Here is an 11,863-nt window from a genome sequence, read left to right on the forward strand (position 1 = left end):
AGCACGAGGCGATCTTCACCGAGCACTTCACTCGGATGGGCTACACCGCCGAGCCCGCATACCCCTCGACGGACTACAACACGGAGAACGCGTCCCTCCTGAACGCGGAGGCGCTCCTTCGCGACGGGTGCCCGGTGCTCAAGAGGCGGCCCTTCTTCCACTGGCCGCCATTCCTCGACCGCCACGCGGTGATCGGGAAGTGGACCCTGAATGCAGCGGCGTCCTTCGGGTACCCCGTGGACATTGCGCTCCGCAACCTCGCGCGCAACGTCGCGCCCAAGGACCTCAACATGGACGCCGGGCTGCTCGATGTGATCGACGACCACGCCCCTGGACTGGACGTGGATAAGCCTCTCCGCACCGTCGTGATCGCGCACATCTTCTACGAGGACATGACGCACGAGATGCTCGATCGGGCCGATACGCTACCGGGTGCGTATGACCTCGTCGTCACGACGCCCGATCCGAATAAGGCCGCAGCGATCTCGACCATCATCGCGAGCCGCCCGCGCGAAGGTCGCAATGTCGATGTGCGCGTCCTGGAATCAAATGACGGTCGCGACCAGAGCGCGTTCCTCGTCGGGTGTCGGGATGTCTTGCTCGGTGGTCGCTACGATCTGGTGGTCAAGATTCACTCGAAGAAGACGCCTCAAGACGGCTATAACGTCGGGCGGCACTTCAAACGGCAGCAGTTCGACAATCTGCTCCGTAATTCCGGACATACCGCAGGCGTCGTGGCCCTCTTTCAACGAGAACCGGGACTCGGGCTGGCGTATCCGCCGATGATCCACGTCGGATACCCGACCCTCGGGCGGGCATGGTGGTCTAACAAGCCGGGCTTTGAGAAGCTCGCCGGAGAACTGGGCATTCGCGTGCCGCTCGACGACGTGTCGCCGTTGGCCCCGTACGGGTCGATGTTCTTCGCCCGCCCTGCGGCGCTGCGGCTGCTCGCCGAGCATCCATGGCGATACGAGGACTTCGGGGGTGCGGAAGCCTACCGCGACGGCGGCCTGGCGCACATCCTCGAAAGAATGCCCTCGTACGCAGCCGGCGAGTTGGGCTACCACACGCGAACGATCACCACCCCCGAGTACATGTCGATCAGCCACACGGCTCTTGAATACAAACTCGACGAGATGTCCGCCACCATTCCGGGTCACGCATACGAGAAGATCGACTTCGTTCGGTCTGCCGGATTCGTTGGGGCCGGAACGGGGAAGGACTTCCTGAGAATGTATATGCGGCGGAACCACATGAGCGCCGTGCATCGACTCCGTCGGATGATGGACCCGGGGAAACGACCGGGACGATGGATTGATCGGGCTCGCCGACGCCTCAACACATGGCGCGGACGTACGACGCGACAAATGGAGACCCGATGACCGAGCACCAACCCCAGGTCGGCGAACGTGAGCACTGAGGCTTCCGAGCGTTTCAACCGCCTCGCGGCACAATCGTTTTCAACGATGGACTCCACCGGGAAACGGGTGGTCGGCCGTGGGGGAAAGATTGGCGAACTACTGGGACGTCGCGACCTGCTAGGGCTGCTTGTTCGACGAGACCTGCAGGCTCGGTACCGTGACAGTGTTTTGGGATTCCTGTGGACTGTGATCCGGCCGCTGATCCAGTTCCTGATGTATTTCATCGTGCTGGGCCAATTCCTTCGCGCGGCCGAGGGCATCGACGATTTCGCGATTTATCTCTTCTCGGGTCTCACCCTGTATGTCTTCTTCAATGACATGGTCTTCGGTGCCACCGGCGCAATCCTGCAGAACGGCGGACTCGTGAAGAAGATCTACCTTCCCCGAGAGATCTTCCCCCTCGCGAGCATTGGCGGCGCCGGATTCATGTTTCTCGTCCAGCTCGGGGTGCTCCTGATCGCGGCTCTCATTTTCCGGGCTCTTCCTACTCCCGCGATGATGCTCTGGTTCTTCCCCTCCGTGGTCTTGATCCTCGTATATGGATTGGCGATCGGCCTCCTTCTTTCAGCGCTGAACGTATATCTCCGCGACATCCAGTACCTCACGGAAGTGGTCCTGATGCTTGCGATGTGGGGGGCGCCGATCGTTTACTCGTGGGCGATGGTTCGCGACGTCATCACGCGGTTCTCCCTGCCAGAGTGGGTGCTCGAGATTTACGCTGCCAACCCTCTGACGATCGCGGTGCTAGGTTTCCACCGGGCGTTCTGGGGTGCAGGGACCCCCGCCGATTACCCACCGAACCTCGGGCTGCGAATGCTCGTCGCGGGTGTTATTGGCCTCGTCTTTCTTTGGATCTCGCACCGGGTCTTCACCCGGATGCAGGGCAATTTCGCGCAGGAGTTGTGATGAGGGAAGGGACTACCAACGCGCCCGAGATCGTGCGTCTCTCGAATGTGACGAAGCAATTCCGCGTTCGCAAGGACAACACCCTCAAGGACCGGGTGGTGCACTTCGGTCGCCTGGGGAAGACGTTTCGTCAGGATTTCGTGGCGGTCGACGATGTGAGCCTGAGCATCGAGGCAGGAACGACCGTCGGCCTTCTCGGAGCAAACGGGTCGGGGAAAAGCACGCTCCTGAAGCTGATCGGGGGCATCCTGTCGCCTTCCACGGGCACGGTTCAGACCCGGGGGAGGATGGCGGCTCTGCTGGAGCTGGGCGCGGGGTTCCATCCCGACTTGAGCGGTCGGGAGAACGTCTATCTGAACGCATCCATCTTGGGATTGAGTCGAGCCGAGATCGATCGCGAGTTTGACAACATCGTCGACTTCAGCGGCATCGGGGACTTCATCGACACGGCCGTGAAGTTCTACTCCTCAGGAATGTACGTCCGCCTGGCCTTTGCGGTGGCTATCCACACGGATCCGGACGTCTTGCTGGTCGACGAGGTGCTCGCCGTTGGTGACGAGACCTTCCAGCGGAAGTGCATGGACCGCATCGCGGAGTTTCGAGCTCAGGGCCGGACCATCATCCTGGTCACCCATTCCGCGCAGCAGGTCGCCGAACTGTGCGACCGCGGCATCGTGCTGAAGGATGGCGCAGTCGTATTCGATGGGGAGACCCGTAGCGCGATCGCTGCCCTCCGGGATGTTCTCGAGGGTCGGCGGGTGGGCGAGGCACCTCCGGTGCAGACCGTGCACCCCATCCAAGTCAAGCGGATCGAGTTGTTCGACGACGACGGGGTGCGGACCCGATCCATTCGCGAGGGTGAGGCTCTCACAATCCGCATACACGTCGATTCCATGAGGCAGATCGACAGGTGGGAGGTCGGTTTCAGCATTGACACGCCGCTCGGCCACATGGTGCTGGCGTCGAACACTGAACTTCTCGAACATCGGCTGGACCCGATCGGCGGGCCGGTATACGTCGACCTTCGCGTGGCCTCCCTGCACCTCGGCGCGGGCCAGTACTACGTCAACGCGAACGCGGCAGGCGTGAGCGAGCCAAGCAGCCATGGCCTACCGCAAGGGGCGATGTTCAGCGTCATAGCGGACAACCCCACGGTGGGCACGGTCTCCGCTCACGTCACGGTGTCCCCGTGAGGCGAGTGCGCCAGTGGTGGAAACGGTTCGCGGAGCCGACTGCCGACGACCTGCCGAATGGTCGGCTCGTGGCGGCTTTCCTCGCGCTTATCGGGGTCGCAATGGCGGTCCTCGTTGCGCTCGGGATCACAGGAAGCTCGACGGGTGCCGTTCATCCACTGATTTCCACCTCGAGCGACCCTGACCTCTTGGTCGGCCAGCCGCAGCTCGTGAGGAGCGACGAATGGCTAGTACAGACGAGCTGGGTTATTTCGCAGGTGGAGCAGGGTCTCCCCGGGCGTAACGAAACCTTTCCCGGCGGCATGGACGCCACGGTGCAGCACGACCTCCCCGCCGGGGACTGGTCGAGCGCCTTCCGCCCACATCTGGTGGGCTTTTTCTTCTTGCCGCTGGATCAGGCTATGGCCTTGAAGTGGTGGCTCCCTGCGGCCTCGGTTGTGGCGAGCGGACTGCTCTTCATGTTGACGCTGCTGCCGAGGCGACCGATCCTTGGCCTGACCCTGTCCACCGCCCTCCTCTACGCCCCCTTCCTCCAATGGTGGTATCTGTCGACCACTCTGTACCCCCTTGCTTGGGCACTGCTTGCGATGGCTGCGATCGTGTGGTGCCTGAAGTCCACGCGCCGTCGGGGTGCAATAGCTCTTTCCGTGACCCTCGCGTACCTCTCAGTAGCACTCGCCGTCGGCATCTACGTCCCGTTCATCGTCCCGGTGGTGCTGGTGGTCTTGGGATTCGGCGTAGGAGCTGCGGTGGGTGCGGGGTGGGGTCCACCGAGCTTCCGCGGACGTCTTGCAGCGCTGTTTCCCGTGTTCGGCGCAGGACTAGCGGCCGCAGCTGTTCTTCTGGTTTGGGTATTCACCCGTTTGCCGACCATCCAAGGCTTCACAAGCACTGTCTACCCGGGCGAGCGCCTCCAACGAGTTGGCTTGGCCACGACCGATGAAATCGCGGGCTTGTTCAGCGGGTTCCTCTCGTTCGGTCTGGAAAGAACGCAGGGTGCGCCGTTCAACGTCAACGCGTCCGAGGCTTCGACTTTCTTCCTTCCCGGCCTGTTTCTGGTCATCCTGCTGGCGTGGATGGTCGTCGAGCGGGTGCGGCAAGGGCGGGGGGTCGACGGAGTCTCCGTCGGGGTCATGGCGGTCGGCCTTGTCATGGGTGCTTTCCTCGTAGTTCCTCATTGGGACCTCCTCGCTCACGCGCTGTTCCTTGACCGAACGACGTACGCGCGGATGCGGATCGGGTTTGGCGTCCTGAGCTTCGTCCTCGTTGCGCTCGTGACCCTCCGCCTCTGGGAGCGGCGGGAGTTCACCGAGCGGAAGGTGCCGTTATGGGTGCTTCTTCTGCCAGCGGGGCTTGCCGTTCTTGCCGAACTTGCGGTCCTCGCTCGCGCGGCATCGCACGTGGACGCAGAGGACGTGCTCAGTGAACTCTCCCCTGTGCGCCTCGCGATATCAGTGGGCGTCGCCGTCGGGCTCATCCTCGTGGTCGCGCTGATTGCCTGGGGACGGGCTTCCCTCGGAGCAGCGCTACTGTTGGGTATTTCCCTGATCTGCTCCGGGCTCGTGAACCCTGTGTATCGCGGGGTTCTGGATTTGCGGGACACCGTTACCGTCGATGTCGTCGAAGAACTCGCGCAAGACGACCCGGGAAGATGGGTGGGAATTGGAGCGACCGTTCTCCCTACGATGATGCTCATCGAGTCTGGAACGCCGGCGTACAACGGGTTCCAGAGCGCTCCCTCACCAGAGATGTGGGGGCAGATCGACCCATCGGGTTCGAGCGAGGAGACCTGGAATAGGTTGGCTAACGTCTCCTGGGTGGCAGGAGAAGGAGATCCCGCTCCGCGCAATCCTGCTCCGGATCAGATCCAGCTCACGTTCGACTCGTGTGCCCCGTTTGCGCAGTCCGATGTCGCGTGGGTACTGGCCGACGGCCCCCTGGACCAGGCATGCCTTTCCCTTGAGACCACGACGACGGAGGGTCCGACCACGATGTATATCTATGAGGTCGTCGAAGCTGAACGCCCCGAGAATTTGACTGGGTGAGACGAGCGACAGATGACGAGAACCACAAGGAGACGCACAGATGGATGAATTCATCCCCGCTGCCAAGCCGATCATCGGCCAAGAAGAACGCGAAGCCGTTGACCGCGTGCTTCTCTCCGGGATGATCGCTCAGGGACCGGAGGTGGCGGCGTTCGAGGAGGAATTCGCGGCGCATTTCGTGGGCGGGCGAGAGACCGTGGCTGTGAACTCGGGAACCTCCGGGTTGCACCTCGGCTTACTCGCATGCGGCATCGGCCCCGGTGACGAGGTCATCGTTCCGTCGTTCACGTTCGCCGCCACCGGCAATTCCGTCGCGCTGACAGGAGCGAGGCCGGTCTTCGTCGACATCGAGCCAGACACCTTCACGATGGACCCGCGTGCTGTGGAAGCGGCTATCACACCGTCCACCCGGGGGATCCTCCCCGTGCATCTGTACGGGCATCCGGCCCGGATGACGGAGTTGGAGCGCATTGCGTCCCAGCACGGGATCGCACTGTTCGAAGACGCGGCACAGGCGCACGGCGCGATGCTCATTGACAGAAAAGTGGGCACCTGGGGAGAGTTCGCGATGTTCTCGCTTTATCCGACGAAGAACATGACCAGCGGGGAGGGCGGCATGGTGACGCTCTCGTCGCCCGAGACTGCGCGACGCGTTCGGCTCCTGCGCAACCAGGGGATGGAGCGACAGTACGAGAACGAGCTCATCGGATTCAACGCGCGAATGACGGATTTGCACGCGGCTATCGGTCGTGTGCAGCTGACGAAGGTTGACGATTGGACGCGGGCGCGCCGACGCAACGCAGCGTTCCTTGACGCCAACTTGAGCGGCATGGCGGCCCCTCCGGTCGCCGAGGGCGCCCACCACGTCTACCACCAATATACGATCCGCGTGCCCGAGGATAGGGACGGATTCGTCCGCGCTCTGCGGGAGGAGCACGGTGTGGGCAGCGGTGTCTACTACCCCATCCCCAACCATCGGCTGCCCTCTCTAGCGGGCTTTGCCCCCGGTCTCGATCTCCAGGAGACGGAACGCGCCGCTCGAGAGGTCGTGTCGCTCCCGGTGCATCCCTCCCTTGGTGAGGGAGACCTCGAGCGGATCGCAGTTGCGGTTTCGAGGCTGGCGGGAGCGGGCGCATAATGACGCCGTTGCGGGCCGGTCTCCTCGGTCTCGGGATGATGGGTCGGCACCACGCACGTCTACTCCGCGAGATCGAGGGTGTGGAGCTTGTGGCCGTGGCCGACCCCGCTGGTGACCCCCACGGGGTCGCAGGCGATCTCACCGTTCTGCAGGACGTGGACGCCCTCGTCGCGAGCGGGATCGATATCGCGATCGTGGCGGTGCCTACTCGTTTCCATGCAGAGGCTGCCACTCGCTTGGGGGAAGCCGACGTCCACACACTTGTCGAGAAACCCATCGCCGACAGCTCAGTCAGCGCACACCGCCTCGCGGAGTTGTTCGATTCGCGCGGACTTGTCGGCGCCGTCGGCCACGTCGAGCGCTTCAACCCCGCTCTTCAGCAGCTTCGAGCCCGTCTTGAGGCTGGGGAAATCGGTGACGTGTACCAGATAGCCACACGCCGGCAAAGCACCTTTCCCGCGCGCGTCGGCGATGTGGGGGTCGCGAAGGACCTCGCATCTCACGACATCGATCTCACCGCGTGGGTCGCTCAGTCGTTCTACTCAGCTGTGTCCGCCCAAACCGCGCACAAGAGCGGACGAGAGTTCGAGGATATGATCGCGATCTCCGGGAGGTTGGGAAACGGGACTGTCGTCAACCACCTGATCAACTGGCTGAGCCCCATGAAGGAGCGCGTAACCGTCGTGACGGGTGAACGCGGGACGTACATCGCCGACACTGCCACCGCGGACCTGACCTTCTTCGCCAACGGAACTGAGGCGCTTGAGTGGGAATCCGTCTCGACCTTCAGAGGGGTCTCCGAAGGCGACATGACCCGGTACGCCTTCACCAAGCGCGAGCCGCTGCGATCGGAGCTGGAAGCTTTCCGCGATGCGGTATGGGGCCGGCCCAGCCAGCTATCCACCATGAAGGAGGCTGTCCACGTCTTGGAGGTAGTGGAAGCGGCACTGAGCTCTGCTGAGCACCAGGGCCGCCTGTCCTACACCTCCACTCCCTGAGGTGAGCGCCTCCGCACACGGCTGACCGGGCCAAGCGACCCGGGAACTCGTACTTAGGACGGGCGCTCCCGGCTGCGGCAAGGGTCTGCCGCCGATGTCAGGGGGGGGAGATCCGGGGTGGAAGGCGTCGCTTGGATGTCCAATTGCAATGCGCTCACCAGCAGCTGGGTACCTAGCAGGAGCGGCAGAGCCGCCAGCATGACGGTGGCGGCCGTAGCGATCGCGGTACCGAGGATCTGGAAGATGAGCCAGATGCTGACAGCGATGCCGAACGCCAGAAACGCGAGCCCGAGGAACAGCAGCAGGGCGATCGGCGAGAACGACCACAGGACGTACCGATACCAGATCCGGTGCCAGAACCCGACTGTGAGTCGGTGGAAAAGCTCCGGCACCACCTTCCGGAGCTTGATGCTTGAGACCTCGTCGCCGTAGACCGCGGGAATAGGGACATCCACTGCCGAGATCTGAAGAATGTTCAGGTGGATCAGCAGATCGTTCTCGAAGCTGTAACGCTTCGCAACCCGCTCAAGAGGGACGCGCTTCAGCACCTCGGTCCTCACCGCGGTGTACCCGTTCTGCGGGTCAAACAGGTTCCAGTACCCGGATGAGAGCTTCGTGAGGAACGACAAAGCAATGTTCCCGAAGATCCGGTACCCGGGCATGCCTCGGAATGACTCCGGTGAGTAGAAACGGTTTGCCTTCGCGAATCCGTAGCCGTCCTCGACCACCCGGTCGAGCAACGGGGGAAGATACGCCGGGTCCATTTGCGCGTCGCCTGCCATCACGACATTGACGTCACTACCAGCAGCCATAGCTGCGCGGTGACCGGTGATGATCGCGCCGCCGACGCCCTGGTTGACTTCGTGTCTGATGAGCAGCACACGCGGGTCTTCTCGCGCAAGTGCCGCCTCACTCGTCCCGTCCGGGCTGCAGTCGTCCACGATGACGATGTGATCGACGAATGCCGGCATGGTTTCGATGACCAGGCCGATCATCTTCTCTTCCTTGTACGCCGGCACGACAGCGGCGACGGTAGCTCCTTTATACATGCGGAGATGTCTCCTTCGGTCGGTCGAATACCCAGTGGCGGTACGCGAAGTAGTTCCCAACGGTTGTGACGACCACGGCCAACAGCTTCCCGAGCACCCAGGGCGCCCCCAGCGCATCAGCACCCCACACGATGGCGGTCGTCAGCGCGGTGTTTACGGCCACCAGCGCGGCGTAACGCGCAACGCTTGCGACGACCGCGCTCTGGGCACGGAACGCAAGAGTGCGCTGCAATGAGTACGTCACGGCGAAGCTGGCGAGGAAGGAGATCGGGGTGGCGACCGGAAGTGGCATGCCGACCGCCTCGTGCAATAGCCACAGGAGGCCTACGTCAAATGCGAAACTCAGCGCTCCTGCGACGAGATAGCGGACGACGCTGGACGACCAGATTCGACGAATCGCGGATGGCGGTCGCGAACCCGGGTGTGGCGGCATGCTCTCCATTTTGCCAGCGGACGTGCGACTCACCGAGAGCCCCGCGCCGTGCGTGCGGCATCGAGCAAGGTGCGCGCCCGTGCATCGAAAGAATGATCGGCCCGAATGCGCGCGGAGTTGGCGAGCTGCTCCGCCTCGGCGGGGAACTCGGTGTCGAGTGGGCGTTGAAGCAACGCGATCAACTCGTGCGTGGATTCGTACGTGCGGACCGAGCCACCGAAGAGGTCACCGATCCCCGGGACGTCGTCGCTGATGGCCCGACCATTAGCCGCCACGACGTCGAACAGGCGGTTCGATATGAATCCCTCCCGCCGCATCGCAGGCCAGTGGTCGTTCAACACCACGCCGGCCGACTCGTAAAGGCCCGGCAACTCGGAGTTCGCGATACCAGACGCGATGACCGAGGAAGCAGGGATGTACCCCGTCCAGTCCGGGCCATAGACATCGACGGGGATCCCCGCACGGATGGGGAAGACGACAGAGGGTCGTTCTTCTCCGCGCGCCGTGCCGACGAAAACGATGCGATCGCCCCGGCGGCGTCCTGTGGGCCGGAACCGCCGTGCGTCGGTGCACTGGAGGAGGGGCCGAATGTCGCGGCCGAACCGCTCGCTTGCACCGGATGCCCAGCATGTGGAGGCAGCAAAGACCGCGTCGAACGCTTCGATCTCGTCGGCGGTGATCTGATCGGGGTGGCTGATGACCCAGAGCAGAGAGAGAGCGTCCTCACGTGGTTCAATCCGCTCCGGCCCGCGGAGGACCAGCTCCACGTCGTCCAGCACACGGGTGGGGCGATCGCGTGCGCCGTAGGAGTCGATGATCACTTCCTGACCAAGGCGCCGCAGTGCATCCGCGAGGCCGCGGGCGAAGTGTGTGTCTCCCCACCACTCGCCGGCCAGTCCACCGGGTGCGGCTGTCTTGATAGACCAACGAAGCGCCACATCCCCTTCCGAGCGTTGCCGCACGAGGAGGGGGCCGTACGGTGTCCACGTATGTACGGCCCATCCGTTCCGCGTGAGCAGGGCCTCGGCGTCGGTCGCCGATTCTGTATTCCGATGCCTCCGGGAAGGTTGGGGCCTGCGGGTACTGATCACAGAGACGGCGGTGAGCGTCACCGGCGCGGCGCCGATGCTCCCCTTTCCAGCGGTGCTTGTCACAGCGTAGGTGGTGCTGGCGATATCGGTCAGGCCCACTATCGTCTCTCCCAGAGCGAGGACGTCTTCGATGGGATGACCGCGTAAGAGATGAAATGGCTTACCCCCGTGGAGCGCGACTCCCGCAGAGGCGACAACGCCGTCGACGTCGAGTACTACCGGTGCCACCCGTCCCCGGTGAGCTTGTTGCGCTAACAGTACGAGCCCGTCGCTGTCGATCTCATCATCAGCACCACGAACGACGATCCTCGAGCCGATCGGCGCCTGGCTCTCGACAAGGCGGCCCACGCGTCCCGCCCCACTTGAGCTCACGACGTGCACTTCGCCCCCTCCGAGGGCGAAGCCGAGGGCGGCTACCCAGGCGTCCACGTTCCCGGTGGGGAGGGAGTACACCACCTCCGCATCGATCTGACGGCCCGCCGTGACTCCTGCCTCGAGGGCGCGGGCGAGGTCACGCTCGTGGGCGTCGATTTCGATGATGATGGCATCGCCGTGGAGCGGCAAACCCAGGCGCGCGTACCGCTCTGGATCTATCGATCCATAGGCCGCCGCGCGCGCGAGGGAACGCACGTCTGCCAGGCTGACGCGGGTGGCCTCGGGCACCCCCCAGTTGATCGTCCCGCCCGCGAGCAAGTGCTGCCAGGCCGCGGTCAAGGGACTCGTCGATGCCCTCTCGGCCGTGGGTAAGCCCTCGAAGAAGGCGGGCGCGTCCCAGATGACGCTGGTTCGAATTCTGCGCGCGTCATTGACAAGGTACGCATAGAGCGCAGGCACACGTCCCGCGTCGGAGAGCTGGTGCGAGACCATCTGCTCCATGAAGAGAGGATTCAAGGAGAATCCGTTGCGAAAGCCGCCCCCGACATAGCGTCTGATGGCGGACCGCGCCGACATCGGGCCGCGTTGAGCGGCGACGAAGTCCAGGTCAACGATGTCGGCCCGCCGGATGACGGTGGCCCACCATGCGCGATCGACGATGGCGATCAGAGGCCGGAGGGCTTTCTTGTCCCTGGCTCGCCGGACCTCCTTCCGTAGGGCGGATAGGAAGCTGCGAACGCGGCTCCGCTGTTGGCTTGGCGACGCGCCGGGATGGGCCGCCTTACTCATGCACTCGGTCTCCTCGAATAGGTAACCGACCGGCTGGCGAGCGGTCGTCGGCGAGGGGCAGGAATGACGCGGCAGCGACGGCGATGGCATGCTGCGCGCTCGCGACACAGGTGGTGAACCGAGGGGGAAGTGACTGACACAACGATTTGGAGGCACTCGACAAGGTCCGCGAGTACAGCGAGACCCCTGACCAAGCGTCGCCAACGGCTCGTCGAATAGCGACCGCAGGCGAAGGACATGGCGTCCGTAACGTCAAGAACCGGTGCGCGACGACGAAGTGCCACGTCTCGCTCATGGACTCCGCTCTCTGATGCCAACAGTCAGCAATCGTATCCGACGGCGGCTGGATGGCCGCCGGGGGGACGAGGACCGATCGGTATCTGCGCTCCGCGCGCCTCTTCTGCCGCGTCGGCCGATACGCAGTC

At 63.7% G+C, this 11,863-nt stretch carries 9 protein-coding genes; 6 read left to right on the forward strand and 3 right to left on the reverse strand.

Going from position 1 to position 11,863, the window contains the following annotated elements:
• The 6 genes from AC2DFQ_RS00005 to AC2DFQ_RS00030 form a co-directional block, all read left to right on the forward strand.
• Positions 1 to 1,382 (forward strand): rhamnan synthesis F family protein (locus AC2DFQ_RS00005; protein ID WP_484532550.1); only part of this gene is annotated, 1,382 nt, incomplete at its 5' end.
• Between the two features lie 27 nt (positions 1,383 to 1,409).
• Positions 1,410 to 2,327: an ABC transporter permease gene (locus tag AC2DFQ_RS00010; protein WP_484532551.1), complete on the forward strand. Its 918-nt coding sequence runs from the start codon at positions 1,410 to 1,412 to the stop codon at positions 2,325 to 2,327.
• Complete coding sequence (locus tag AC2DFQ_RS00015) at positions 2,327 to 3,520, forward strand: ABC transporter ATP-binding protein (RefSeq protein WP_484532552.1); 1,194 nt, start codon at positions 2,327 to 2,329, stop codon at positions 3,518 to 3,520. Before AC2DFQ_RS00010 ends, AC2DFQ_RS00015 begins: the two co-directional genes overlap by 1 nt.
• Positions 3,517 to 5,565 carry a DUF7657 domain-containing protein gene (locus AC2DFQ_RS00020; protein WP_484532553.1) on the forward strand — a complete coding sequence of 683 codons (2,049 nt, stop codon included), beginning with the start codon at positions 3,517 to 3,519 and terminating at the stop codon, positions 5,563 to 5,565. Before AC2DFQ_RS00015 ends, AC2DFQ_RS00020 begins: the two co-directional genes overlap by 4 nt.
• Before the next feature lie 40 nt (positions 5,566 to 5,605).
• Entirely contained in the window at positions 5,606 to 6,703 is a 1,098-nt protein-coding gene (locus AC2DFQ_RS00025) for a DegT/DnrJ/EryC1/StrS family aminotransferase (RefSeq protein ID WP_484532554.1), read from the forward strand.
• Positions 6,703 to 7,701: a Gfo/Idh/MocA family oxidoreductase gene (locus AC2DFQ_RS00030; protein WP_484532555.1), complete on the forward strand. Its 999-nt coding sequence runs from the start codon at positions 6,703 to 6,705 to the stop codon at positions 7,699 to 7,701. The genes AC2DFQ_RS00025 and AC2DFQ_RS00030 overlap by 1 nt, the downstream gene beginning before the upstream one ends.
• A gap of 53 nt (positions 7,702 to 7,754) precedes the next feature.
• Here the strand turns inward: AC2DFQ_RS00030 and AC2DFQ_RS00035 are convergent, their stop codons facing one another.
• From AC2DFQ_RS00035 to AC2DFQ_RS00045, 3 genes are read right to left on the reverse strand one after another with little or no spacing between them, the layout of a single operon-like run.
• Positions 7,755 to 8,720, reverse strand: a complete 966-nt coding sequence (locus AC2DFQ_RS00035; RefSeq protein WP_484532556.1) for a glycosyltransferase family 2 protein — start codon at positions 8,718 to 8,720, stop codon at positions 7,755 to 7,757.
• A 22-nt stretch (positions 8,721 to 8,742) separates the two neighbouring features.
• Complete coding sequence (locus AC2DFQ_RS00040; RefSeq protein WP_484532557.1) at positions 8,743 to 9,192, reverse strand: GtrA family protein; 450 nt, start codon at positions 9,190 to 9,192, stop codon at positions 8,743 to 8,745.
• Positions 9,193 to 9,212: 20 nt separating this feature from the next.
• Positions 9,213 to 11,438, reverse strand: coding sequence for a glycosyltransferase family protein (locus AC2DFQ_RS00045; protein WP_484532558.1), 2,226 nt, complete (start codon positions 11,436 to 11,438; stop codon positions 9,213 to 9,215).
• Positions 11,439 to 11,863 lie beyond the last annotated feature (425 nt).

It is taken from the genome of Microbacterium sp. Z11_20, from assembly GCF_057197605.1.

Excerpts from the sequence above, each read along its gene's own strand:
- AC2DFQ_RS00015 (WP_484532552.1), top strand. The coding sequence starts at position 2,327 with ATGAGGGAAGGGACTACCAACGCGCCCGAGATCGTGCGTCTCTCGAAT.
- AC2DFQ_RS00025 (WP_484532554.1), top strand. The coding sequence starts at position 5,606 with ATGGATGAATTCATCCCCGCTGCCAAGCCGATCATCGGCCAAGAAGAA.
- AC2DFQ_RS00030 (WP_484532555.1), top strand. The coding sequence starts at position 6,703 with ATGACGCCGTTGCGGGCCGGTCTCCTCGGTCTCGGGATGATGGGTCGG.
- AC2DFQ_RS00040 (WP_484532557.1), bottom strand. The coding sequence starts at position 9,192 with ATGGAGAGCATGCCGCCACACCCGGGTTCGCGACCGCCATCCGCGATT.
- AC2DFQ_RS00045 (WP_484532558.1), bottom strand. The coding sequence starts at position 11,438 with ATGAGTAAGGCGGCCCATCCCGGCGCGTCGCCAAGCCAACAGCGGAGC.